This is a genomic window from Oerskovia sp. 140933 (genome assembly GCF_059651515.1).
Genome location: NZ_JAMXIO010000009.1, coordinates 1 through 24,643, shown reverse-complemented (window position 1 = coordinate 24,643; position 24,643 = coordinate 1). Strand labels below are relative to the sequence as shown.

Here is a 24,643-nt window from a genome sequence, read left to right as displayed (position 1 = left end):
CGCGCGAGGCCCTCGCGATGGGAGCACCCGGGCCCGGCGCGACTACCTTGGGACCGTGAGCAGCGCAGAACTCGCCCCGGCACCCTCGACCCCCGCCTGGTACGCGAAGGTCGACCGCTTCCGTCGCTGGACCCGACCGGTCCTCGTCGCGAACCTGGTCGGCCAGATCGGCATCATCGTCACGGGCGGCGCGGTGCGCCTCACGGGCTCGGGGCTCGGTTGCTCCACGTGGCCCCTGTGCGAGCCCGGGAGCTTCACGCCCGAGTTCCACTCCGCGATGTCGATCCACCCGATCATCGAGTTCGGCAACCGGACCCTGACGGGCGTGCTCGGCGTCATCGCGGTCGCCGTGCTGCTGCTCGTGTGGACCGACGCCTCGCGCTCGTCCTCGTACCGGCGCCTCGGCTGGGCCCCGCTCGGCGGCGTCGCGGCGCAGGCCGTGATCGGCGGCATCACGGTGCTCCTGCACCTGCACCCCGCGGTCGTGGGCTTCCACTTCCTGGTGTCGGCCGCGCTCGTGTGGGTCTCGGCGTACCTGCTGTACCGCCACGGCGAGGGGGACGCCCGGCCCGTCGCGGTCGTCGACGCGGGGACGCGTGCGGTGGGCAGGGCGCTCGCCGTCCTCTCCGTCCCGCTGCTCGTCCTGGGCGTCCTGGCGACGGGGTCGGGCCCGCACGGCGGCGACGACGAGGTCGCGTACCGCTTCGCCCTCGACCCGGCGCTCATCAGCAAGGTGCACGCGGCCTCGGTGTGGCTGTTCCTCGTCGTGCTCGCAGTGCTCGCGGTGCGGGTCCTGCGCCGGAAGGACTCCCCCGCGCGCTCGCGCAAGGCCGTCGTCGTGCTGGTCGCCGTGACGCTCCTCCAGGGCCTGATCGGCTACGTCCAGTACTTCACGGGCCTGCCGGAGATCCTCGTCGCGGCGCACATGCTGGGTGCGGGGCTGCTCATCACGTCGCTCACCTGGACCCTGCTCACGTTCCGCGTGCGCGACTGACCTCTCCGACCGTCGCCCGCGGCGGTCGAGAAGGGCCGCGGTCCCCGTCGGGGGCCGCGGCCCTTCTGCGTCACGGGGACGCGGCCGCGCCGTGACAGCGCCCTGACACCCGCGTGACAGGCACCTCCCGGAGGCTGGGTCCATCAGCCACCAGGAGGAATCCATGACCCACGAATGGGCGGTCGAGGCGCACGGCCTCGTCAAGACGTTCGGCGACAACCGGGCGGTCGACGGAGTCGACCTGAGCATCCGCACCGGCTCGGTGTACGGCGTGCTCGGCCCGAACGGCGCCGGCAAGACCACCACCATCAGCATGCTCGCGACGCTCCTGCGCCCCGACGCGGGCGAGGCCCGGGTCTTCGGGCACGACGTCGTCCGCGAGGCCCAGGTCGTGCGCCAGCTCATCGGCGTCACGGGCCAGTACGCCTCGGTCGACGAGACGCTGAGCGCGACCGAGAACCTCGTGATCTTCTCGCGCCTGCTCGGCCTGGGCCGGGCCGAGGCTCGACGCAAGGCAGCCGGGCTGCTCGAGACGTTCGGCCTGACCGAGGCGGCCACCCGGCCCCTGAAGAACTTCTCAGGGGGAATGCGCCGTCGTCTGGACCTCGCGGCGAGCCTCATCGCCCAGCCACCCCTGATCTTCCTCGACGAGCCCACGACGGGGCTCGACCCGCGCACCCGCGCGCAGATGTGGGACACGATCCGCGAGCTCGTCGCGACGGGGTCGACGGTCGTGCTCACGACGCAGTACCTGGACGAGGCCGACCAGCTCGCTGACCGGATCGCGGTCATCGACCGCGGTCGCGTGGTCGCGGAGGGCACGGCCGACGAGCTCAAGGACGCGGTGGGCAACCAGTCGCTCCAGCTCGGCCTGGTCGCGGCCGCGGACCTGGGGTCGGCGCTCGACATCGTGGAGACGACGTTCGGCGTGCCCGCGACCACGTCCCCCGAGGCGCGCCGCATCACGGTCCCGGTGACGGGGCCCGACGAGGTGACGGACCTCCTGGTCCGGCTGCGCGAGGCCCGCATCGCGGTCGACTCGATCAGCATGGACAAGCCGAGCCTCGACGAGGTGTTCCTGACCCTCACGGGCCACGGCGTCGCTGCCGGGGGCGAGCAGGGCACAGCGGGCGCGACGCCCACGGACCGCGTCGCCCCGGCAGCCACCAGCACGCGAGAGGAAGCCCTGCGATGACCACGACCCTCACCGCTCCCCGCCGGCAGATCCAGGCCGGCTCCGACCGCAGCCTGTCCAACCGCACGAGCGTCGGCCAGACGGTCCGCAACACGTTCACGATGGCGTACCGCGGGCTCCTGAAGATCCGCCGGACGCCCGAGCAGCTCGTCGACGTGACGCTCCAGCCCATCCTGTTCACGCTCATGTTCACGTACATCTTCGGCGGCGCGATCGCGGGCGACGTCGTGAGCTATCTGCCGACGATCATCCCCGGCATCCTCGTCCAGACCGTCATCACGACGTCGGTCGTGACGGGCGTCCAGCTCCGTGAGGACATGGACAAGGGCGTGTTCGACCGGTTCCGCTCGCTGCCGATCGCGCGCATCGCGCCGTTGTCCGGGGCGCTGCTCGCGGACACCGTCCGGTACGGCATCGCGACGACCCTGACGTTCGCGATGGGCTACGTCATGGGCTACCGCCCCGCGGGCGGTCTGGGATCGGTCGTCCTGGCGGCCCTGCTCGTGATCGTGTGCTCGTGGGCCGTGAGCTGGATCTTCGCGTTCTTCGGTGTGATCGCCCGGACCGCGGCGAGCGTCCAGGGGATCTCGATGATCGTCCTGTTCCCGCTCACGTTCCTGTCGAACGCGTTCGTGCAGCCCGACACCATGCCGGGCTGGCTCCAGGGCTTCGTCAACGTCAACCCGGTCTCGCACCTGGTCACGGCGGTGCGCGAGCTGACGAACGACGGGGTGATCGGTGCGGACGCCGTGATCTCGCTCGTCGGCGCGGCCGTCATCGTCGCGGTCTTCGCACCGCTCACGGTGCGGGCGTACATGCGCAAGGCCTGAGCGTCGCGCTCGGACGGGCGGTGCCCCGGCCGCCCGACGGCGTCGCGCACCTCGTCCACGTGCGCGTCGCCGTGCAGGGCGCGCGCCCAGGCGACGTGCTCGGGCAGGCGGAGCGAGGGCGCGTCCTGGCGGGCCCCCATGCGGCGTCCGAGCTCGAGGAGGGCGAGCCCGTCGTCGAACCGGTCGAGGCCCGGCGACGACCACAGGTAGGCCCCGAGGGCGAGCGCGGCCGTCCCGAGGACGGGGTAGTCGACCATGGCGGGCGAGGCGCGGTGACCGGCGACCATCCGCACCCGCAGCTCACGGGCGAGGCGCTCCGCCCGGGGCGACGGCAAGGGGTCCGGCACCCACGGGCCGGTCGTGCCGGGGGCGGGCAGCAGCATCGTCGACAGCCACCCGGCGGCGAACATCGTGTACCAGGGCGAGCGCCGCGCGGACCCGCTGCCGACGGCCGCGTTGGCCGCCTCGAGCTCGGACAGGGCGCGCGCGTGGTCACCGCGGGCGACGGCGATCTCGGCCAGCCCGGCGTGCCCGATCGAGCGCACCTCGTGCGCGGACCCGCCGATCCCGGGGGGTACGGGGTCGTCGTCGGTCTCGACGAGCGACGTGAACAACGGCTCGGCCTCCGCGACGCGCCCGACGAGCACGAGGTTGGTCGCCTCGAGCCAGTCGAGCTGGCGCAGGTCCTCGTCGGCGTGGAGCCGGCCGAGCCCCTCGCGGGCCGTGGCCACCCACTCGAGCGCCCGCGCAGCGTCGCCCTGCTCGCTCGCGAGCTGGGCGAGGAAGAGGGCCGAGGTCGCGGCTCCCCAGGTGTCCTGGGCACGCGTCGCGAACCCGTGGGCGACCGTGACCTGGGCGACCGCCTCGTCGAGGCGTCCGGCGTTCTCCAGGAGCTGGGCGCTGAGCAGGTGGGCCACGAGCGCGACGAACGGGTCGTCGGACGTGTGCAGCTCGGCCAGCCGCGGTCCCATGCCGAGCGGGTCGCCTGCGTCGGCCAGGAGGTCGGTGAACGCCGGGGCGCGCGAGCCGATGTCGGCGTCGCGGTGCAGGCGCCGCAGACGGGCAGCGGCCCGGACGCCGGTCGCCGGGTCCCCGGTGGGCGTCGCGGCCGTGAGCAGGAACAGCACGATGCCCGCCTCGCGCGTGAGCTCCTCGACCGGGGCGTCGGGTGCACCCCGCACGAGCCGGCCCTGCCAGCCCGCGACGACGCGCAGCACGTCACGGCCGAGCCCGACGACCTCGGTGTGCGCCCCGCGCAGGGACCAGTGCAGGCCGAGCGCGTGGAAGACGGGCAGGACCACGTCGGCCCGGTCGGCCGCGAGCGCCGTGCGCAGCACGTGCACGAGGTTCTCCTGCTCGACGCGCAGCGCGAGCATCGCGGGGACCTGCGTGGGCCCTTCGAGGCGTGCGACCTCGCGTCGTGCGAGGTCGACGGCCCACCGGTACGTCGCCTCCTGGGCGGTCTCGCGCTCGCCGGCCTCGGCGAGCGCGAGCGCACCGAACTCGCGCACGGTCTCGAGCATGCGGTAGCGCGCGGTGCGGCACAGGGGTTCGTCGGTCACGGTCAGGAGGGACTGGTTGACGAGCGCCTCGACGTCGTCGAGCCCGACGGCGGAGGCCGCCTGGGCGGTCTGCACGCCGAACCCGTCGGGCAGCAGGGACAGCCGGCGCAGCAGCTCCTGCTGGGGTGCGGTGAGGAGGTTCCAGCTCCAGTCGATGACGGCGTGCAGCGTCCGGTGCCGGGCGGGGGCGCTGCGGTCGCCCGTGGTGAGCAGCGCGAAGCGGGCGTCGAGCCGGCGCTCGATCTCCTGGACGGACAGTGTGCGGACGCGCGCCGCGGCGAGCTCGATCGCGAGGGGCAGGCCGTCGAGGTGGGTGCACAGCCGGTCCAGGACGTCGTCGGGCAGGTCGGCGCCGGGGCGGGCCGCGAGCGCCCGGGCGCGGAAGAGCTCGACGGCAGGCCCGGGGCCCTCGGTCCCCGTACCGGTCGTCGCGAGCGGTTCGAGCGGGTGCACCTGCTCTCCTGCGACCAGGAGGGGCGAGCGGCTGGTGGTGAGGATCGTGAGCCCGGGGACGGCGGCGAGCAGGTCGGCGGCCCAGCGCGCGGCCTCGTCCACGACGTGCTCGCAGTTGTCGAGCACGAGCAGGGTCTCGGTCTCCCCGAGGCGTTCGGCCACGAGCTCGTGGACCTCGGCGCGCGCGACCTGGTCGCCGAGCCGCAGGCCGCGCGTGTCGCGGATCTCGAGCGCGGACGTGAGGGCCAGGCCGATGTCCTCTCCCGTGCGCACGCTCGCGAGCTCGACGACGGCGACGAGCGGGGTCGTGGCGCTCGCTCGGCGGGCGACCTCCTGCACCACGCGCGTCTTGCCCATCCCGCCGGGGCCGAGGACGGTGACGAGCCGGGAGCGCGCGAGGAGACCGAGGATCGCGACGACGTCGGTCTCGCGGCCCACGAGGGCGTTCGGGGCGGCACGCAGGCCGAGCGCCGTCCCCCGGCGGGGCGCGCGGGCAGACGGGGTGTCGGCGCCCTGCAGGATGCGTGCGTTGAGCGCGACCAGGTCTGCGCGCGGGTCGGCGCCCAGCTCGTCCGCGAGCCGGGTGCGCAGAGCCCCGAACGTGCGCAGCGCGTCGGAGGGTCGACCGCTGCCCGCGTAGGCGCGCAGGAGGGCGAGGTGCGCGTCCTCGTCGAGCGGCGCGCGCTCGACGAGGCGTTCGGCCCACTCGACGGCGGCCTGGTGGTCGCCGGCCGCGAGCGCGCCGGCCGCCGCCCGTTCGAGCTCGTGCACCTCGTCGAGGTCGCTGCGGGCGCCGAACGAGTAGCCGCCCGGGCCCGAGACGAGGATCCCCTCGGCGAGCACGGCGCGGGTCCGCGAGACGAGGCTCTGGAGGGCGGCGCGCGGGTCGGCCGGCCGGTCGTCCGGCCACAGGTCGTCCACCAGGGAGGCGGTGCTCACGGCGCGGCCGTGGGCGAGCACCAGGGCCGCCACGAGGGTGCGGGCGCGGGCGCTGGGCGGGGTGACCGGTGAGCCGTCCCGACCGTCGACGGTCACCGGGCCGAGGACGAGGGCACGGTGGGGTGGGACCGACGAGGACACCCGCCACACTCTAGTGCGCGGGCCGCGCGGGCCGGAGGGGACGCGGGGGCCCGACGGCGGGTGACGCCGTCGGGCCCGGGTGCGTGCGCGTCAGACGACGGGCCTGCCGGCCGCGAGCGCCTCACGGTCCTGCGCGTCGACCGGGCGCAGCACGCGGCACGGCGTGCCGAGCGCCACGACGCGGGGCGGGACGTCCTTGGTCACGACGCTGCCCGCGCCGATCACGGAGCCCGCGCCGATCGTCACCCCGGGCAGGACCACGACGTTGGAGCCGATCCACACGTCGTCCTCGATGCGCACGGGCCGCGAGAACTGGGTCCCGCCGCGACGGGCCTCGGGCGAGAGGGGGTGGCCTGCCGTGGTGATCGTGACGTGGGGCGCGAACATGACGCGGTCGCCCACGTGGATGTCGGCGTCGTCGACGAGCACGAGGTCGAAGTTGGCGTAGACGTCGTCCCCCAGGTGCACGTGCGAGCCGTAGGACACGCTCAGCGGCGGCTCGATCCAGACCCGCTCGCCGATCGTGCCGAAGAGCTCGTGCAGGATCCGCTCGCGCTCGGCGACCTGGCCCGGGCGGGAGTGGTTGAAGTCGTACGCGAGCTCCTTGCCCGCGACCCGCTCGGCCTCGAGCTGTTCGAGACCCTCGCCGTAGTCCACGTAGTGCTCGCCCGTGTTCATGCGCGCCCGGACGGTGCGGTACTGCTCGGTCGTCATCTGTGCTCCTGGTCGTTCGGTGGTCGTCCGACGCTACCGGGTGGCGGCGAAGGGTCTGCACGCCTGTGCCCGGTCCCGCATAGGATCGTCGCGTGGCGAGGGACGGCGTGTACGCGAAGGGGCGGCTCAAGCGCGAGGAGATCCTCGACGTCGCGCTCGAGGTCTTCTCCGACGAGGGGTACCGCGGGACGAGCCTGCGGACGATCGCGGCGCGCTGCGGGCTCACCGTGGCCGGGGTCATGCACTACTTCGACTCGCGCGAGGACCTGCTGACCCAGGTGATCGTCCGCCGCGACCAGACGGGCCGCCCGCTCGAGCGCGACGTGCCGCGCACGCTCGCGGAGAACGTCCGGGGCAACGCGGGCAGGCCGGGGCTGGTCGAGCTGTTCGTGTCCCTGACGGCCGCGGCCCGCGACCGCGAGCACCCTGCCCACGAGGTCCTGGCCCAGCGCTACGCGGGCCTGTGCGCGATGCTGCGGGAGGACCTGCTCGCGCGGCAGGAGGCGGGCGAGATCCCGGCGCACCTGGACCCGGACGCGCTCGCGCGCCTGATCATCGCGACGGCCGACGGCGCGCAGCTGCAGTGGATGGTCGACGACGGGGCGAGCCTCGAGGGGCCGCTCGACACGCTGCTGTACGACGTGCTGGGGCTTCCGCGCCCCTGACCGCGCGCGCGGCTCCCCGCGTCCTCGTCCCACCCTCGCTCGCCTCCCGGTCACCACCATCACGATTACCTATCAGTGTATGGTTTTCTTCCACGGTCCAGGGACGCCGCCCCGGGCCGCCCGTACCGACCCGCGCCACCGTCGTCGTCTCGAAGGGACTCCCATGTCCGACCGCCTGCCCTACCAGGACCCGTCCCTCCCCGTCCCGGAACGCGTCGCCGACCTCGTCGGGCGCATGACGCTCGCGGAGAAGGTCGGGCAGATGATGCAGCTCAACGCTGCCGATGGCGTCGAGCGCCTCGTGAACGAGGTCCACGTCGGTTCGATCCTGCACACGTCACCCGAGAACGCGCTCCTCGCTCACGAGCTCACGGCGCGCAGCCGCCTGCAGATCCCGCTGCTCGTCGCCGAGGACTGCATCCACGGGCACTCGTTCTGGCACGGCGCGACGATCTACCCGACACAGCTCGGCATGGCCGCGACCTGGGACCCCGACCTGGTCGAGCAGGCCGCGCGGGCCACCGCGGTCGAGGTCGCGGCCACCGGCATCCACTGGACCTTCTCCCCCGTGCTGTGCATCACGCGCGACCTGCGCTGGGGGCGCGTGAGCGAGACCTTCGGCGAGGACCCGTTCCTCATCGGCGAGCTCGCGTCCGCGATGGTGCGCGGCTACCAGGGCGACGGGCTCGCCGACCCGACCGCGATCCTCGCGACCGCCAAGCACTTCGCCGGCTACTCCGAGACCCAGGGAGGACGGGACGCGAGCGAGGCCGACATCTCCCGCCGCAAGCTCCGGTCCTGGTTCCTCCCGCCCTTCGAGCGCGTCGCCCGCGAGGGCTGCCGCACGTTCATGCTGGGCTACCAGTCCATGGACGGCGTGCCGATCACGGTCAACGAGTGGCTCCTGAGCGAGGTCCTGCGCGGCGAGTGGGGCTACACGGGCACCCTGGTCACGGACTGGGACAACGTGGGCCGCATGGTCTGGGAGCAGCACATCCAGCCCGACCACACCCACGCGGCCGCGGCCGCTGTGCGGGCCGGGAACGACATGGTCATGACCACGCCCCAGTTCTTCGAGGGCGCCCAGGAAGCCGTCCGCCAGGGCCTGCTCGACGAGGACCGGCTCGACGCCGCGGTCGCCCGCATCCTCACGCTCAAGCTCGAGCTCGGCCTGTTCGAGAACCCCCGGCGCCCCGACCCGGAACGCCAGGCCCTGGTCGTCGGGTCCCCCGAGCACGCCGAGCTCAACCTCGAGGTCGCGCGCCGCTCGCTCGTGCTGCTCACGAACGACGGGACGCTCCCCCTCGACGGCGGTCTCGCTGCAGGCCCGGACGGTCGAGCGGTCGCCTCGGGCGCCGGGGCGCCGACCCGCCGGATCGCGGTCGTCGGACCCAACGCGGACGACCCGCACACCCAGCAGGGCGACTGGGCCGGGGCGTCGGGCCAGGTCGACTGGCTGCCCGACGGCCACCCGCGCGAGATGACCCAGACCGTCCTCGACGGCTTCCGGGACCACGTCCCCGCGGGCTGGGAGGTCACGCACGCACGCGGCGCCGACATCCTCACCCTTGTCCCCGACCCCGACGGCGAGACCTTCCCCGACGGGCAGCCGCGCCCCCAGGTCGTCCGGCCCGCCGAGCCCGACGCGGCGATGATCTCGGAGGCCGTCGCGGCCGCACGCGACGCGGACTACGTCGTCGCGGTCGTCGGTGACCGGATCGAGCTGGTCGGCGAGGGCCGCTCGACCGCGACGCTCGACCTCGTCGGCGCCCAGGTCGCCCTGCTCGACGCTCTCGCCGAGACGGGCACGCCCCTCGTCGTCGTGGTCGTGGCGTCCAAGCCGCTCGTCCTGCCGCCCTCGGCACGGGACGCCGCGGCGATCGTGTGGGCCGCCAACCCCGGCATGCGCGGGGGCCGCGCGGTCGCCGAGCTCGTCCTGGGCCTGATCGAGCCGTCGGGCCGCCTGCCGATCTCGTTCGCCGAGCACGTCGGACAGCTGCCGGTCTTCTACAACCAGCTCCCGGGTCAGCACGGCACGCGCTACGCCGACCTCACGCAGCGCCCGCCCTTCGCGTTCGGCGAGGGCCTGAGCTACACCACGGTCGAGTACGCGGACCTCACGGTCCTCGACGCCGCGGTCGGCCTCGACGGCACCGTCCGGGCCCGGGTCACGGTCGGCAACACCGGGTCGCGACCCGTCCGCGAGACCGTCCAGGTCTACGTGCGCGACACCGTGACGTCCGTGACCTGGGCCGAGAAGGAGCTCAAGGCCTACCGCCAGGTCGACCTGTCCCCCGGGGAGTCGCAGGTCGTCGACCTCGAGGTCCCCGTCGCCGACTGCACGCTCGTCGACGCCCAGGGGCGGCGCGTCGTCGAGCCCGGGGCGTTCGAGCTCCTCGTCGGGCCCTCGTCGCGCGACGAGGCACTGCTCAGGGCCGGCTTCACGGTCACCGGCTGACCCGTACGCCCTGCCCGGGCACGAGCCCGGGCACGACGAGGGCCCGACGGCGTGACGCCGTCGGGCCCTCGTGAGCTGTCCTGCAGGACGCGCCTCAGGCGCGCGGGTCTCCCCCACGCCGCTCGGGCCACGGCGTGTCCGCCGGACGCAGCGACGACCACCCGGTCGCGCGCGCCGCAGCGGCCGCCAGGATCCCGACGACGGCCGACGGGTTGTGCAGGTCCCCGGCGAGGACCGCGGACACCGCCTCGTCGAGCGGGACCCAGCGCAGCTCCATGCCCAGCTCCTCGGCCTCGCGCACGTGGCGCTCACCCTCCGGGACAGGTGACAGGTCGCGTGCGAGGAACACCCGCAACGCCTCGTTGCTGCCGCCCGGGGTCGTGTAGTAGTCCGCGAGGACGTCCCAGCGCGCGGCGCGCAGGTCCGCCTCCTCGCGCAGCTCGCGCGCGGCCGCGGCCTGCGCGTCCTCGCCGTCCACGTCCAGGAGACCGGCCGGCGGCTCCCACAGCTCGCGACGCACCGGGTGACGGTACTGGTGCAGCAGCAGGACCCGCTCGTCCTCGTCGAGGACGATGATCGCGACCGCCCCCGGGTGGTCGACGAACTCGCGCGTCACCACGCCGCCCTCGCCCAGGTCCACCTGCTCCGAGCGCAGGTCGAAGATGCGCCCCGCGTGCAGGACGCGCGCCTCGCCGACGTCCCGGACGACCGGGACGTCGGCGAGCGGGCGGGCCGTCACGTCAGGCCGTCCGAGCCTCGAGCGCCGCCGCGACCAGGCCCGCGAACAGCGGGTGGGCGCGCGTCGGGCGGCTCTTGAACTCGGGGTGTGCCTGCGTGCTCACGTAGTACGGGTGCACGTCGGCCGGGAGCTCGACGAACTCGACGAGCGACGAGTCGGGCGACGTCCCGGAGATGACCAGGCCGGCCTCCTCGAGGCGCGCCCGGTAGGCGTTGTTGACCTCGTAGCGGTGGCGGTGGCGCTCTGTGACGGACTCCGCACCGTAGGTCTTCGCGACCACCGAACCCGGCCGCAGCGCGGCCTCGTACGAGCCCAGACGCATGGTGCCACCCAGGTCGCCCGCGCCGTCGACGATCGCGAGCTGCTCCTCCATCGTGGCGACGACCGGGTTCTTGCTCTCCGGGTCGAACTCGCTCGACGACGCGTCCTCGATGCCGAGGACGTTGCGCGCGTACTCGATGACCATGGACTGCAGGCCCAGGCAGATGCCGAGCGTCGGCACCTTGTTCTCGCGCGCCCAGCGCAGCGCGCCGAGCTTGCCCTCGATGCCGCGCACCCCGAACCCGCCAGGGACCAGGATCGCGTCGGCGCCGCCGAGCGCGTCCTCGGCGCCCTCGGGCGTCTGGCACTCGTCCGAGGGGACCCAGCGGATCGTGACCTTCGCATCGTTGGCGAACCCGCCCGCGCGCAGCGCCTCGGTCACCGACAGGTACGCGTCCGGCAGGTCGATGTACTTGCCGACGAGCGCGACCTCGACCTGGTGCTGCGGCTGGTGCACGCGCTCGAGGAGCTGCGACCACCCGTCCCAGTCCACGTCGCGGAACGCGAGGCCCAGGCGGCGCACGACGTACGCGTCGAGGCCCTCCGAGTGCAGCACGCGGGGGATGTCGTAGATGCTCGGGGCGTCGATCGCGTTGACCACGGCCTCGTTGTCCACGTCGCACATCAGCGCGATCTTGCGCTTGACGGGCTCCGGGACCACACGGTCCGCGCGCAGGACGATCGCGTCCGGCTGGATACCGATCGAGCGCAGCGCCGCGACCGAGTGCTGCGTGGGCTTGGTCTTGAGCTCGCCCGAGGGGCCGATGTACGGCACCAGGGAGACGTGCAGGAAGAAGACGTCGTCACGGCCGAGCTCGTGGCGGACCTGACGGGCCGCCTCGAGGAAGGGCTGGGACTCGATGTCGCCGACCGTGCCGCCGATCTCCGTGATGATCACGTCGACGCCCTCGCCCGCCTGGGCGCGCATGCGCGACTTGATCTCGTCGGTGATGTGCGGGATGACCTGCACCGTGTCACCCAGGTACTCGCCGCGGCGCTCCTTGGCGATGACCTGCGAGTAGACCTGGCCCGTCGTCACGTTGGACGAGGCCGGGAGCTCGACGTCGAGGAAGCGCTCGTAGTGCCCGATGTCGAGGTCGGTCTCGGCGCCGTCCTCGGTCACGAAGACCTCACCGTGCTGGAACGGGTTCATGGTGCCGGGGTCGACGTTGAGGTAGGGGTCGAGCTTCTGCATCGTGACGCGCAGGCCACGGGAGCGGAGCAAGCGACCCAGGCTCGAGGCCGTCAGCCCCTTGCCGAGGGAAGAGGCCACGCCGCCGGTCACGAAGATGTGCCGGGTGCTGTGGTCCGAGCGACCGCCGTTGACGGCGAGGGGTCTGTTCAGGTGATCTGCCACGGAACTCCATGCTAACAGTGACTCGTCGACGTCGCGCGAACCTGACCTCCCGGAGAGGGTGTGATGACTCTCAGTCGGTCGCGGTCGAGCCCTGCGGAGCCCGACGACGCAGCAGCCCGACCACCGACGACCTGTCCGCGACGAGCGCCAGCCCCACGACGAGCACGGCCGCGACCAGCGCGACCCCGACGCCCACGGCGAGCACCACGGCGACGTGCGCGCCGTCGGGCAGGAGGACCGCGCCGAGGCCCCGCCCTGCCGCTCCGCCGAGGGCCACGCCCACGACCAGCACCGCCACGGTACGAGGCACCCCCTGCACCGCTCCCGGGCCGGCGTGCCGGCGCACCGCGAGCAGCAGCAGGACCCCCGCGACGGTCATGCCCACCGCGGTCGCGAGGCCGAGGAGCGCCAGCACCCGCACCTGGTCCCCCTCTCCGAGCGTCGCCGGGCCCACGACGGCCAGCACGGCGACGACGGCCCAGCCGGTCGCCGTCGCGACGACCGCGGCGCGCTGACGGTCCAGGGCGTAGAGCGCGCGCGACAGGTGCAGGATCAGGGCGAAGCCCACGATGCCGGGAGCCATCGCAGCGGTGGCCGCGCCCAGACCCTCGACGGACGAGCCGGAGACGACGGCGAAGAGCGACTCGACCGCGGCGGAGGCAGCGACGAGCGCAGCCACCCCCACCCCCGAGACGAGCAGGATGGTCCGCGTGGTCGACGCGAGCAACCTGTTGAAGAGGTCGTGGCTCCCCTGCGCGACGTGCTCGGCCAGGCGCGGGAACGCGCTCGTGGCGAGCGGGAACGCGAGCACCGCGTACGGCAGCAGGTAGACCTGCTGCGCGAAGAAGTACGTCGGGAACGTCTCCTCCGGACCGAAGTTGTTGGCCGAGTACATCGCCGCGAGCACCGACACCTGCTGCGCGACGAGCGCCCCCACCCCGGCGAACGCCAGGTTGCGGGCTCGGACGCCCTCCCCTCCGGGGAAGCGCAGGGTCGGGCGCAGCCGCGTCCCGGTCCGCGCGACGGGGACGATCAGCGGCAGCGCCAGCGCGGCCACCCCCACGGTCGTGCCCCAGCCCAGCCACGCGATCGCGGTCGTGGACAGCGCCGCGACGTCACCCTGGTTCCCGTCCGCCATCCCCGCGAACACCAGGTACACCGCGATGACCACGAGACTCGACACGAGGGGCGCGAACGCCTGCCAGAAGAAGCGCTTGTGCGCCTGCAGGATCCCCCCGAGGATCACCGCGAAGCCGTACATCGGGATCTGCAGGGCGAACACGCGGACGAACAGCGCCGTGACGTCGATCAGCTCGGGATGCGTGTTCATCAGCACGTACGCGATGGGGTAGGCCAGGGCCGCGAGCAGCGCCCCGAGCGGCACGAGGACCAGGAGGGTCCACCCGAGCAGCGCCGAGGCGATCTTCGAGACGTCGACGCGTGCGCCCCGTGCGATCGGTCCGGCGAGCAGGGGCACCACCGCCCCCGCGAGCGCACCACCCGCCGCGACCTCGAACAGGACGTTGGGCAGGATGTTCGCCGAGGTGTAGGCCGCACCGATGCCCTCGGTCCCGACCGCCGACGCCATGACGAGCGACCGGGCGAAGCCGACGAGACGGCTCGCGATCGTCACGACCGTGATCATGAGGGCAGCACCCGCGAGCGTCTGCGTGCCCGCGCGCAGCCGGGAGCCGCGGGCGGTGCGTGGCGCGGCGGCCGGGCCCGGCGTCACGTCCTCGCTCAAGCCGGTGCGTCCTGACCGGGCGCGGACTTGTCGTCGAGCCCCGCCGGGGCGGGCGCCTGCGCCGAGGCCGCCGGACGGCGACCCCACTGGTCCACGCGGCGCAGCACCGGGCTGCCGTCGATGACCTTCGAGAAGCTGACCTTCTCGCTCGCGACGTTCAGGCCCAGGATGCCCGCGAGGGCGAGCAGGCGCACGGCACGCGGCGCACCGAACGCGATCTGGGTGCCGACGAGCGCACCGAGCGCGTTCGCGCCGCCGTCGCCCAGCATGTCGCGCTCGCCCAGGTCGCCGGGCGCCGCAGCGGCCGCAGCGCCGAGCACCGCCCCCGACGTCGCCCCCACGGACGTCACCGCGAGCGGCACGGCGAGCGCGACCCCGGCCTTGAGCGCACGCCCAGGACGCAGGTCGAGCAGGTTGAAGAGGTTGGCGCCGAGCGCGACGATCGACCCGTTGACCGCGACGTCCGTGAGGTAGCCGAACGTCGAGCCGGTCCGACGCGTGCCGACGAAGGCCGCGGCGAGGGACGTCGTCCCGATCCCGAGGACCTTGAGCCCACCCGTGGTGACCCTGCCCTGGAGCAGGGCACCCACGTGGCCCTTGATCCCCTTGGTCCGGGTCGAGGTGTCCTCGGCGAGGTCGTCGACCAGACCGAACGCCCCGCCGCCCGCGGTCGCCAGCGCGACCGCGGTCCGCGTGCGCGCGTCCGGGCCCGCGACGAGCGCACCCGTCACGAGGCCGGACGCGACCGCGGGACCTTCGAGCAGGCTGATCGGCTCACCGCGATGGTTGGTCCGCGTCCAGCGGTCCGGGCCACCGGGCGGAGCCGTGTCGAGGAGCGCGCGTGCCGTCGCGGTCGCCGCGGCGGACGCGAGCGTCGCGGCGACGGTGCGCAGGAAGGTGCCCATGGACGTCATCCCTCCGTCTGCGGGTCGTTCGCGATCGCGTCGCTCGCCGTGTCCGAGGTGCCCAGGGGCGAACGGTCCACGGGCGGGAGCTGCACGGCCGGCGGGATGACCGCGGTCGCGCCCTCCTCGAAGCCGAACTGGCCCACCTTGTCTCCCAGGCGAGCCGCCAGGGCGAGCGGGACGGAGATCTGCCCGGCCGGCGCCTCGATGCCGCTGACGGTCGAGAGCACCGCGGCGAGGTCGGCGTCCGCCGTGATCGTCGAGATCAGGTCACCCGGCACGGGGGTCGAGCCCGCGACGAGCGACCCCTCGGAACGCGCCTGTGCGGCCTGCGCGAGCAGGATCTCGACCGTGACCGCGTAGGCCTTGGCGTCGTCCACGGCCGCTGCCTCGGTCGTGCCGTCCACGGGCACGGTGGATGCCTGGGGCTCGAGCAGGAGGATCACGTCCGCGGGCGTCTCCTGCGGCAGCACGACCTCGATGAGACCGGCCTCGGCCAGCTTCTGCTCGATCAGCACGGCCTCCGAGGTGCGTGCCTCGGGCGCCGCGAGCTGCTTCGCGGAGAGCGAGGTCGCGAGGGCTGCGGCGAGCTTCGCGTCCGTCCCCGCCTCCTCCACCCCGGACACCAGGTTGGCGACGTCGTTCGCGGCGACCTTGCGGGCGTCCTCCTGGTCCTCGGCCGTCCAGTCCCCGCCGAGACGGACGTGACCGACGACGCTCGCGCCCGATGCCTCGAGCTGCTCCTGGACGGCCTCGTAGCGTTCTCCGTCGACCTCCCCGAGGTCGACCACGGCGACCCGGCGGTCCTGGAGGGCGCCCTCGACCAGCTGCGGTCCGGCGGCGACGATGAACTCCTCGTTGTCGGCCGCCTCCAGGTTCGTGGCGTCGAGCTCGTCCCGCAGCTCGTTCCGCTCGAGACGCAGCTGCTCGACCTGCCCCGTGAGCTGGTCGCCGATGGCGCCCTGCAGCGGACCGGCGCCCAGGATGATCCCGACCGCCAGCGCCAGGAAGACCGAGATCAACGAGACGATGTGGTACCTGAAGTCGATCACTGTGCTGTTGCGTCCTTCGTGTCCGTGCGGGGCGACGTGCGGGCGGCGCGCGTCGAGGGGAGGTGGAGGTCGTTCGCTCGCAGGGTCACACGCCCCCGAACAGTGCGCCGATCCACGACATGAAGTCGTCGAAGCGAGCGCCGATGATACCGAACACGGTCTGTCCGGCAGCCGTGGACCACATCGCCATGATCACGGCGAACAGGCCCGCCAGCGACAGCAGCGTGAGCTGAAGGTTCGAGATCCGGTGCTGGTAGAGGCGCGAGACGCCCTTGGCGTCGACGAGCTTGCCACCGACGCGCAGGCGCGTGAGGAAGGTGCTCGCCATGCCGGAGCGTCCCTTGTCGAGGAACTCGACGAGCGTCGCGTGCGTCCCCACGGCGACGATGAGCTCGGCGCCCTTGTCGTCGGCCATGAGCATCGCGATGTCCTCGCTCGTGCCGGTCGCCGGGAAGACCACGGGGTCGACCCCGAGGGCCTGGACCCGCTCGAGACCCGGGGCCTTGCCGTCGCGGTAGGCGTGCACCACGATCTCCGCGCCGCACGCGAGCGCGCGGTCCGAGACCGAGTCCATGTCGCCCACGATCATGTCCGGCTTCCAGCCGGCGTCGAGGATCGCGTCGGCCCCGCCGTCGACCCCGATCAGCAGAGGTCGGTACTCCTTGATGTAGGGGCGCAGCGTCGCGAGGTCCTCGCGGTAGTGGTACCCGCGCACGACGATCAGGACCTGGCGGCCCTCGATCTCGGTGCGGATGTCGGGCACGCCCACGCCGTCGAGCAGGAGCTCGCGCTCGCGCCGCATGTAGTCCATGGTGTTCTCGGCGAAGCGCTCGATCTCCTCCGAGAGACCCGCGCGGGCCTCGTCGAGGCTGACCGCGATGGTCTCGGGGGTCTGCCGCACGCCCTCGGCGAGCAGGTCGTCGCCCGCGAACACCTTGCCGTCCTCGAGGCGCAGCTCGCGACCGTCGGAGATGCTCATGATGCCGCTGCCGAGGTCGTCGATCAGGATGATCCCGGCGTCGACCAGGATCTCCGGCCCGAGGTTCGGGTAGCGACCCGAGATCGACTTCGCGGCGTTGAGCACCGCGAGGGGCTTGGCGGTGACGAGCGCGTCGGCCGCGACCCGGTCGATGTCGAGGTGGTCGATGACCGCGACGTCACCGGGCTTGAGCCGCTTGGTGAGCGCCTTGGTGCGGGCATCGACCCGGGCGGGGCCGCTCGTTCCCGGCTCCGCCGCGTCGGACGTGGTTCTGCGCAGAGTGATTCTCATCGCGGCTATCGTCCCACGACCGAGGACTCGAGCAGTTCGAGCGCGTGCTGGCGGGCGGCGTCGGACTCGTCCTGGCCGGAGAGCATGCGCGCCAGCTCACGGACGCGGTCCTCCCCCGTGACCTCGCGCACCCCGGTGACCGTGACCGGGTCGACACCGTCGGCGTCGCCCGACGACTTGGTGACGACGAGCTGGGAGTCGGCGAACGCCGCGACCTGGGCGAGGTGCGTCACCACGACGACCTGGGCCGTGCGTGCCAGGGACGCGAGACGCCGCCCGACCTCGACCGCGGCCCGGCCGCCGACGCCCGCGTCCACCTCGTCGAAGACGAACGTCGGCAGGGGCGCGGCGTCGTCGGTGCCGGCGTCCGCCCCCGACGTGGCCAGGGCGACCTCGATCGCGAGCATCACGCGCGACAGCTCACCGCCCGAGGCCCCCTTGCCGAGCGGGCGCGGCGGAGAACCGGGGTGCGGCACGAGCGAGAGCGTCACGAGGTCCGCGCCCCACGGGCCGGGCTCGTCGGCGGGGACGACGTCGACCACGAGGCTGGACCCGCTCATGGCGAGGCCGGCGAGCTCGTCCGTGACGGCCGCGGCGAGCCGCTGACCCGTCGCGGTGCGTGACGCGGTGATCCGGGCGCCGAGCCCCGACATCAGCGCCGTGAGCTCGTCGGCGCGCTCGGTCATCGAGCGCAGACGTTCGCCGCCGTCGTCGAGGTCGAGCAGCCGCAGCCCGGCGTCGCTCGCCCAGGCGAGGACGTCGTCGATCGTCTCGCCGTAGGTGCGCGTGAGGCCGCCGAGCGCGGCGAGGCGCGTGTGCGCCTGCTCGAGCCCGCCCGGGTCGGCCTGGAGGTCCTCGACGTAGCCCGAGACCTCGGTCGCGATGTCCGCGAGCACGTACCCGACGCCGGCGATGCGCTCGACGAGCCCCGCCAGGCTCGGGTCGAGGTGGCTCGCGGTCTCGAGAGCGCGGCGCGCCCGCTCGACGGCAGAGGTCGCGTCCCCGGGGACGTCGCCGCCGTCGAGGGCGTCGTCGCCCACGATCGCGTCGTGCGCGGCCTGGGCCCCGAGGCGCAGCTCCTCGGCGTTGCCGAGGCGGGCGACGAGCGCGGTCAGCTCGGTGTCCTCACCGGGCTGCGGGTCGACGCGCTCGATCTCGGTCAGCCCGATCCGCAGCAGCTCTGCCTCGCGTGCGCGCTCCTGCGCGCGCGCGGTCAGGTCGGCGATCTCCTCGAGCAGCCCGCTGCGCTCGGTCCACGCCGCGCGGTACTCGTCGAGGAGCTCGGCGTGCGCGCGCCCGGCGAACGCGTCGAGCGCGGCGCGCTGGTGGCTCGGGGTGCGCAGCCGCAGCTGGTCGGCCTGGCCGTGCACGGTCACGAGGTCGTCGGCGATCTCTGCGAGCATGCCCTGGGGCACGCTGCGCCCGCCCAGGTGCGCCCGCGAACGTCCTTCTGCGGCGACGGTGCGCAGGACCACGACGGTCCCGTCGTCGTCGACGCTCCCGCCCGCCTCGTCGATCCGCTGCCCGACGGCGTCACGTCCGCTCACGCGCAGGCGACCCTCGACCACGGCACCGGTCGCCCCGGGGCGGACGGACGACGGGTCGGCCTTGCCGCCCATGAGGAGGCCCAGACCGGTCAGGACCATGGTCTTGCCCGCTCCCGTCTCCCCGGTGATGACGGTGAGCCCCGGGTGGAGCGGGACGCGGGCGGAGCGGATGACACCGAGGTTCTCGATCGAGATCTCTTCGAGCACGGTCAGTCCTCCTTCGGGTCGGTGGCGGGGGGTCGGCTCCCGAGCCGGGCGGCGTCCACGGCGTCGGTCGCGGCCTTGCGGGCCACGCGTGCCGCGTCGGCGGCGTCCTCGGCCACGCGGCCGCGCCAGCCCACGACGGGCAGGGAGAACTTCGAGACGAGGCGGTCCGTGAAGGGCGCGGTGGACAGGCGGGCCAGCAGGATCGGGGAGTCGCCCCGCTCGACCTCGACGCGGGCACCCGCCGGCAGGTCGATGCGTCGACGCCCGTCGCACGTGAGGACGGCCGCGCCCGAGCGTTGGAGCAGCTCGACCGCGAACGTCGAGGTCGGTCCCACGACGAGGGGGCGCGCGAACAGTGCGTGCGCGGCGAGCGGGACGAGCAGCATCGCGTCGACGTCGGGCCACACGACCGGCCCCCCCGCGGAGAACGCGTGGGCCGTGGAGCCCGTCGCGGTGGACATGACGACGCCGTCGCAGCCGAACGACGACAACGGCCGGCCGTCGACCCCGATCGCGACCTCGATCATGCGCTCGCGGGACGCCTTCTCGACGGTCGCCTCGTTGAGCGCCCAGCCGATCCGGGGCTCGTCCTCGCCCGGCAGGGTGACGCGGACCTGGAGCACGCCGCGCTCCTCGACCACGTAGTCGCGGGCCGCGAGCCGCTGCACCGCGGCGGGCAGGCCCTCGCGCTCGGCCTCCGCGAGGAAGCCCACGTGACCGAGGTTGACGCCGAGCAGCGGGACGCCGGTGCCGTGCGTGAGCTCGGCGGCGCGCAGGATCGTGCCGTCCCCGCCGAGGACCATGACGACCTCGGACTCCGCGACGCCCTCGCGCGTGCGCAGCTGGGCCATGTGGTCGCCGAACGTCTCCGCGAGGTCGTCGTCGTGCAGCCCGACCTCGAAGCCCGCGTCCTGGAGCTCCTTGACCGCCTCGTGCAGCGCGACGACCGCCTCGGGCCGTCCACCGTGCGTGACGATCAGCACTCTCCTGGTCACAGGGCTCCTCCGGTCGGTCGGTGCTGGTCCGCGGCGGCGCCGCGGTCCTGGGTGGGTGCCCCGTCGTCGGGCACCGTCTGCGAGTCTTGCAGGTCTGCCGGCCCCCGAGGGGCCGGCGGTGACGTGACGTGGCCGACGTCTCCCGTGCGGGGGTCGTCGGAGGGCTCCCCGACCAGCGCCACCAGGGGGACGGTCTCCACGGGCGAGGACACCGCGCGGGCGACGGCGCGCTCGAGCTCGTCCCGGTCGGCGCGAACCGACCCTCCGGAGGCCCGCAACCACACGAAGAACTCGCGGTTGCCGCTCGGCCCGGGCAACGGGCTGGGGACCACCCCGAGCGGGCGCAGGCCGAGGGCGTCCGCCTCGAGGGCGACGTCGAGCACCGCGCGCGCGTGCAGCGCCGGGTCGCGGACCACTCCCCCGGTGCCGAGGCGTTCGCGCCCGACCTCGAACTGCGGCTTGACCATGAGCAGCAGGTGCGCGCCGGGGCCGACGACCGCGGCCACGGGTGGCAGGACGAGACGCAGGGAGATGAACGAGAGGTCCGCCACGACGACGTCGGGAGCCTCGTCGAGGTCGTCGGGCGTGAGGTCGCGGACGTTGAAGCCCTCGCGGACCACGACGCGCGGGTCCTCGCGCAGGCCCGGCACGAGCTGGTCGTGGCCGACGTCGACGGCCACGACCCGACGTGCTCCACGGCGCAGCAGGACGTCGGTGAACCCGCCCGTCGAGGCGCCCAGGTCGAGGCAGGACGCCCCGGTGACCACCGGGGCGGCCCCGGGCGCGGTGGCCGCGACCGCGTCGAGCGCCCCCGCGAGCTTGAAGGCTGCCCGTGAGGCGTAGCCGGGGTCCGTGGGGTCCTGCTCGACGACGAGCACCTGCTCGTCGCCGACCGGGAGCGAGGGCTTGGAAACGGTACGGCCGTCGACCGTGACGCGGCCCGCGACGACGAGCTCGGCGGCCTGGCGCCGCGACCGGGCGAGGCCACGGCGGACGAGCTCGGCGTCGACGCGTGCGCCCACGCTCAGTCCTCCGCGTCCGCGAGGCGCTCCTGGAGGGCCTCGTGGACGGCGTCGAACACGGCGACGTGGTGGCTCAGCGGGGCGTCGTCCAGCTCGTCGAGGCGGCCGAGGGCCTGGGCGACCGCGTCGTCGGCGGGCTCGTCGCCCGACGGCGGCGCGACGGGCCGCACGTCCCCGGGGGTGGGGACGGGGGGCTGGGTGGGGGCGCCGTCGTCGACGGTGTCCTGCGCCATGCGTGGACCTCCAGTCCGTTCCAGGGTGCGGGGCGTCGCACCGGTGCGGCCTCGCGGCTCACGCCGCAGCTCGCCGCACCGGTGCAACGCTACCGGTCAGGACACGATCTCAGGGGTTGCCGACAGCCAGCTCGGGGACGGTGTCGGCATCCACCGAACCGCCGGCGTCGACGGTCGCCCAGGCCGCGCCGCACGCGGCACGGATCAGGTCGACCCCTTCGGGACCGCTCAGCTCGAGCGTGCCGTCGGTCACCCGCGCCGCGCCCTCCCCGCACGTCCACCAGCCCTCGGCGCCCTGGACAGGCGCTGCGTGGGGCTCCAGGAGGCTCAGGAGGTCCGCACCGATGTAGTGCGGGCGCATGCCGGCGTCGGCGAGGACCGCGTCGCGGCCGCCGTTGACGCCCGTCAGCACGTGCAGCCCCGGGTACCCGCCCGACCGCGCCCCCGCGAGGTCGGTGTCCAACCGGTCCCCGACGACGAGCGGCGAGGAGGCCCCGGCACGCTCGATCGCGAGCCGGTACATCGTCGGCGAGGGCTTGCCCGCGCTCGACGGCTCGACGCCCGTCGCTGCCTGCACGGCACGCACGAGCGAGCCGTTGCCCGGGGCGAACCCGCGGGCGGTGGGCAGCGACAGGTCGAGGTTGCTCGCGACGTGCCACGCACCTCGCTGGACCGCGTACGCGGCCTCCGCGAGCTGGGCCCAGCCGAGCTCGGGCGCGAAGCCCTGCGCGACCGCGACGGGCTCCTCGTCGGCGGTCTCGACGATCACGAAGCCGGCGTCGTGCACGGCCGTGAAGAGTCCGGCACCGCCGACGACCAGGACGCGTGCGCCGGGCTCGAGGCGGGTCCGCAGGAGCGCGGCAGCGGCCTGGGCGGCCGTCATCACCTCGTCCGAGGACGTGGGGATGTCCAGCTCCGTGAGCTGGGAGGCGACCGACTGCGGCTCCCGCGACGCGTTGTTCGTCACGAACACGAGCCGCATGCCCGCGGTGCGAGCCCCCCCGAGGCCGGTCGCGGCGTTCGGGATGGGCTCGTGCCCGCGGTAGGCGACACCGTCGAGGTCGACGAGGGCCAGGTCGTAGCGCTCTGCGAGCGGGACGTCGCTCGAGATCAGCCCCAGGCTCACTTGGTCTCCTCGTCGTTCTCCGTGCCCGACGCCGCAGCGTCCGTCTCGTCCGCGGGCACTGCCGCGGACGTGGTGGCCGTGGCGTCGTCGCCGTCCTCGTCGTCGCTGTCCTCGTCGTCGATCTCGACGGCGTCCTCGGTCAGGTCGTAGACGACGACGTCCTCGTCGAGCGAGGTGCCGAGGGCAGCGGCGAGCGCGCGGGGGTCGACGTCCGCGAGGATCGCGGCAGCCTCCTCGAGACGACCGGCAGCCTCCAGGACGCTGGCCTTGGCCTGCAGCACGCGCAGCGCCAGGTCTCCCTGCGCGTCGGCGGCCGGGATCTGGTCGAGGACCGCGAGGGCAGCCTCGAACTCACCGAGATCGACACGAGCACCGCTCACGACGAGAGCGAGCTCGGTGCGCCCGGTCGCGTCGAGGGTCGACGCCTCCTCGGACGCCGCCAGGGCGATCGCCCGCTCGGGACGACCAAGGCCACGCTCGGCGTCCGCCATGATCGGCAGGTGCTCCGACGAGCCGTTCAGACGGCGCACGGTGCGCAGCTCGCGCAACGCCTCGGCGTACCGGCCCGTCTGGTAGGCCGTCAGGCCGGCAGCCTCACGGACCACGTCGACGCGGCCGGCGCGACGCACCGCGGCCTGAGCGTGCTCGTACGCCAGTTCGGGGTCGGAGTCGATGAGCTTGCCCGCCATGACCAGGTGGCGGCCCACGACCGTGGCGTTCTCCTTGCTCAGGGTCCGCAGGCGACCGCGCACGTCACGGTCGAGGTCCGAGAACTGCACCGCCTCGTCGATCTCCGGACCGGCGTGACGCTGGTCCTGCGGCGGGCGCGACTGGCGCTCGCCCTGGTCGGCAGAACGCTGCGGACGGTCACCGAAGCTCTTGCGCTCACCACCACCGGACTGGGGGCGGTCACCGTAGGAGCGGCGCTCGCCAGAGCCCGAGGACTGGGGGCGGTCGCCGAAGCTCTTGTGCTCTCCGCCACCGGACTGCGGGCGGTCACCGTAGGAGCGGCGCTCGCCACCACCGTAAGAACCGCCACCGGACTGGGGACGGTCACCGTACGAGCGACGCTCGCCAGAGCCCGAGGACTGGGGGCGGTCGCCGTAGGAGCGACGCTCGCCAGAGCCCGACGACTGCGGGCGGTCGCCATAGGAGCGGCGCTCGCCACCACCGTAGGAGCCACCACCCGACTGCGGACGGTCGCCGTACGAGCGACGCTCGCCACCACCGGACTGGGGACGGTCGCCGTACGAGCGACGCTCGCCAGAGCCCGAGGACTGGGGGCGGTCGCCGTAGGAGCGACGCTCGCCAGAGCCCGACGACTGCGGACGGTCGCCATAGGAGCGGCGCTCGCCACCACCGTAAGAACCGCCACCCGACTGCGGACGGTCGCCATAGGAGCGACGCTCGCCACCACCGTAAGAACCGCCACCCGACTGGGGACGGTCACCGTACGAGCGACGCTCGCCAGAGCCCGACGACTGCGGGCGGTCGCCATAGGAGCGACGCTCGCCACCACCGTAAGAACCGCCACCCGACTGCGGGCGGTCACCGTACGAGCGACGCTCGCCAGAGCCCGACGACTGCGGGCGGTCGCCATAGGAGCGACGCTCGCCACCACCGTAGGAGCCACCACCCGACTGCGGGCGGTCACCGTACGAGCGACGCTCGCCAGAGCCCGACGACTGGGGGCGGTCACCGTACGAGCGACGCTCGCCAGAGCCCGACGACTGCGGACGGTCACCATAGGAGCGGCGCTCGCCACCACCGTAAGAACCGCCACCCGACTGCGGGCGGTCACCGTACGAGCGGCGCTCACCGGAGTCGGGGCGGCGGTCGCCGCCGGCGCGCGGGGGCTTGCCGGAGCTCCCGTCGCGGCGGGGTCCTCCCTGGCCGCGGCCCTGGGAGCCGGAAGAACGACCGGTGTCGCCGGACCGCCCTGCCCCGGAAGACCTACGGTCGCGGTCGTCGGCGTGACGTTCTGGGCTGTCGTTCACAGCGGTGTCCCTTCGATATGCACTGACGTTCATCATCCCACGAACAGGGTCGTAGGGGGTTGCCCGGTTAGATCACAGGCACGCCAAAGGCCCACCCCGTGAGGGGTGGGCCTTTGGTGAATGGTTGTCCGGCGGCGACCTACTCTCCCACCCCGTCTCCAGGGCAGTACCATCGGC

General features: G+C 73.7%; 19 protein-coding genes and 1 pseudogene. 6 read left to right on the top strand and 14 right to left on the bottom strand.

Features of this window, described 5'->3' with window-relative positions; all coding sequences use genetic code 11:
* The first annotated feature begins 55 nt into the window (after positions 1-55).
* The 3 genes from NHG27_RS06850 to NHG27_RS06840 all read left to right on the top strand — a co-directional run bounded on the left by NHG27_RS06850 (position 56) and on the right by NHG27_RS06840 (position 3,019).
* On the top strand, positions 56-994 hold the full coding sequence (locus tag NHG27_RS06850) for a COX15/CtaA family protein (RefSeq protein WP_497015384.1): 939 nt from the start codon (positions 56-58) through the stop codon (positions 992-994).
* A 163-nt stretch (positions 995-1,157) separates the two neighbouring features.
* A complete protein-coding gene (locus tag NHG27_RS06845) occupies positions 1,158-2,189 on the top strand; it encodes an ATP-binding cassette domain-containing protein (protein ID WP_497015382.1) in 1,032 nt (343 codons plus the stop codon).
* Positions 2,186-3,019 carry an ABC transporter permease gene (locus tag NHG27_RS06840; protein ID WP_227748655.1) on the top strand — a complete coding sequence of 278 codons (834 nt, stop codon included), beginning with the start codon at positions 2,186-2,188 and terminating at the stop codon, positions 3,017-3,019. The genes NHG27_RS06845 and NHG27_RS06840 overlap by 4 nt, the downstream gene beginning before the upstream one ends.
* A 2,543-nt stretch (positions 3,020-5,562) precedes the next feature.
* Here NHG27_RS06840 and NHG27_RS06835 read toward each other — a convergent pair.
* Positions 5,563-5,877, bottom strand: a pseudogene (locus NHG27_RS06835) (AfsR/SARP family transcriptional regulator); the annotation flags it as partial.
* Between the two features lie 327 nt (positions 5,878-6,204).
* Positions 6,205-6,828, bottom strand: a complete 624-nt coding sequence (locus NHG27_RS06830) for a sugar O-acetyltransferase (protein WP_497015380.1) — start codon at positions 6,826-6,828, stop codon at positions 6,205-6,207.
* 92 nt (positions 6,829-6,920) lie between these two features.
* Between NHG27_RS06830 and NHG27_RS06825 the strand changes: the two genes are divergently transcribed.
* A complete protein-coding gene (locus NHG27_RS06825) occupies positions 6,921-7,493 on the top strand; it encodes a TetR/AcrR family transcriptional regulator (RefSeq protein ID WP_193720619.1) in 573 nt (190 codons plus the stop codon).
* A 163-nt stretch (positions 7,494-7,656) separates the two neighbouring features.
* Positions 7,657-9,951 carry an exo-beta-d-1,3/1,6-glucosidase gene (locus NHG27_RS06820; protein WP_497015378.1) on the top strand — a complete coding sequence of 765 codons (2,295 nt, stop codon included), beginning with the start codon at positions 7,657-7,659 and terminating at the stop codon, positions 9,949-9,951.
* A 94-nt stretch (positions 9,952-10,045) separates the two neighbouring features.
* On the opposite strand, the gene NHG27_RS06815 is transcribed toward NHG27_RS06820, so the two are convergent.
* From NHG27_RS06815 to NHG27_RS06760, 12 genes are all read right to left on the bottom strand, one after another.
* The gene (locus NHG27_RS06815) at positions 10,046-10,690 is read right to left on the bottom strand and encodes an NUDIX domain-containing protein (protein ID WP_497015377.1); all 645 of its coding nucleotides are present in this window, start codon (positions 10,688-10,690) and stop codon (positions 10,046-10,048) included.
* A gap of 1 nt (position 10,691) precedes the next feature.
* Positions 10,692-12,368: a CTP synthase gene (gene pyrG / locus NHG27_RS06810; RefSeq protein WP_497015375.1), complete on the bottom strand. Its 1,677-nt coding sequence runs from the start codon at positions 12,366-12,368 to the stop codon at positions 10,692-10,694.
* 70 nt (positions 12,369-12,438) lie between these two features.
* The gene (gene murJ / locus NHG27_RS06805) at positions 12,439-14,112 is read right to left on the bottom strand and encodes a murein biosynthesis integral membrane protein MurJ (protein WP_497015374.1); all 1,674 of its coding nucleotides are present in this window, start codon (positions 14,110-14,112) and stop codon (positions 12,439-12,441) included.
* Positions 14,109-15,017 (bottom strand): hypothetical protein, encoded by a 909-nt coding sequence (locus NHG27_RS06800; RefSeq protein WP_497015373.1) that lies wholly within the window; start codon positions 15,015-15,017, stop codon positions 14,109-14,111. The genes murJ and NHG27_RS06800 overlap by 4 nt, the downstream gene beginning before the upstream one ends.
* 5 nt (positions 15,018-15,022) lie before the next feature.
* Positions 15,023-16,069, bottom strand: coding sequence for a copper transporter (locus NHG27_RS06795; RefSeq protein ID WP_497015371.1), 1,047 nt, complete (start codon positions 16,067-16,069; stop codon positions 15,023-15,025).
* Between the two features lie 85 nt (positions 16,070-16,154).
* Positions 16,155-17,339: a putative cytokinetic ring protein SteA gene (gene steA / locus NHG27_RS06790; RefSeq protein ID WP_193720624.1), complete on the bottom strand. Its 1,185-nt coding sequence runs from the start codon at positions 17,337-17,339 to the stop codon at positions 16,155-16,157.
* A gap of 5 nt (positions 17,340-17,344) precedes the next feature.
* On the bottom strand, positions 17,345-19,093 hold the full coding sequence (gene recN, locus NHG27_RS06785) for a DNA repair protein RecN (protein WP_497015370.1): 1,749 nt from the start codon (positions 19,091-19,093) through the stop codon (positions 17,345-17,347).
* A gap of 2 nt (positions 19,094-19,095) precedes the next feature.
* Positions 19,096-20,088 (bottom strand): NAD kinase, encoded by a 993-nt coding sequence (locus NHG27_RS06780; RefSeq protein ID WP_193720626.1) that lies wholly within the window; start codon positions 20,086-20,088, stop codon positions 19,096-19,098.
* Positions 20,085-21,110: a TlyA family RNA methyltransferase gene (locus NHG27_RS06775; RefSeq protein ID WP_497015368.1), complete on the bottom strand. Its 1,026-nt coding sequence runs from the start codon at positions 21,108-21,110 to the stop codon at positions 20,085-20,087. Before NHG27_RS06775 ends, NHG27_RS06780 begins: the two co-directional genes overlap by 4 nt.
* Positions 21,111-21,112: 2 nt before the next feature.
* A complete protein-coding gene (locus NHG27_RS06770; RefSeq protein WP_193720640.1) occupies positions 21,113-21,343 on the bottom strand; it encodes a hypothetical protein in 231 nt (76 codons plus the stop codon).
* A gap of 109 nt (positions 21,344-21,452) precedes the next feature.
* Positions 21,453-22,469, bottom strand: coding sequence for an HAD-IIA family hydrolase (locus NHG27_RS06765; protein ID WP_497015363.1), 1,017 nt, complete (start codon positions 22,467-22,469; stop codon positions 21,453-21,455).
* Positions 22,466-23,248 carry a hypothetical protein gene (locus NHG27_RS06760; RefSeq protein WP_497015362.1) on the bottom strand — a complete coding sequence of 261 codons (783 nt, stop codon included), beginning with the start codon at positions 23,246-23,248 and terminating at the stop codon, positions 22,466-22,468. The genes NHG27_RS06765 and NHG27_RS06760 overlap by 4 nt, the downstream gene beginning before the upstream one ends.
* A gap of 24 nt (positions 23,249-23,272) precedes the next feature.
* Here NHG27_RS06760 and NHG27_RS06755 point away from each other — a divergent pair, with 24 nt between their 5' ends.
* Positions 23,273-24,568 (top strand): hypothetical protein, encoded by a 1,296-nt coding sequence (locus NHG27_RS06755; RefSeq protein WP_497015360.1) that lies wholly within the window; start codon positions 23,273-23,275, stop codon positions 24,566-24,568.
* The last annotated feature ends 75 nt before the right edge of the window (positions 24,569-24,643 follow it).